This window comes from Salinivibrio costicola subsp. alcaliphilus, assembly GCF_001996185.1.
In the GTDB taxonomy this organism is placed as follows: domain Bacteria; phylum Pseudomonadota; class Gammaproteobacteria; order Enterobacterales; family Vibrionaceae; genus Salinivibrio; species Salinivibrio costicola.
Window position 1 is genome coordinate 1 of record NZ_MUFR01000186.1, and the last position, 313, is coordinate 313.

The window sequence follows — 313 nt, forward strand, 5'->3', positions numbered from 1 at the left end:
GTACACCGCCAATATCAGCTCAAAGACTATGTTTTGTGGTGGGCTAATCAACGGTATCGAGGCTATTGATAACTTAAGCTCGACCGCTGCCACCTTCTCATCGGGGTTTAACGCTACCGCTTACTTACGGCCGGGGGAGAACCAGTTAGAGCTTGCCGTGGCTCCATCAGGGGTATACGACGATGACCTTACGTATCGGGACGATGATACCTGTCAGGTCACCCTGTATGGTGCGTTCTCGGATGGCACCAAAAAAGAGATGTCGAACCTGACCGTCACGGTAGAAGACGGTAAGCCGACGATTAAAGACTCC

1 pseudogene is annotated in these 313 nt (G+C 51.8%); it reads left to right on the forward strand.

The features are described from left to right. A pseudogene (locus BZJ21_RS16500) lies at positions 1 to 313 on the forward strand (glycosyl hydrolase family 26); the annotation flags it as partial.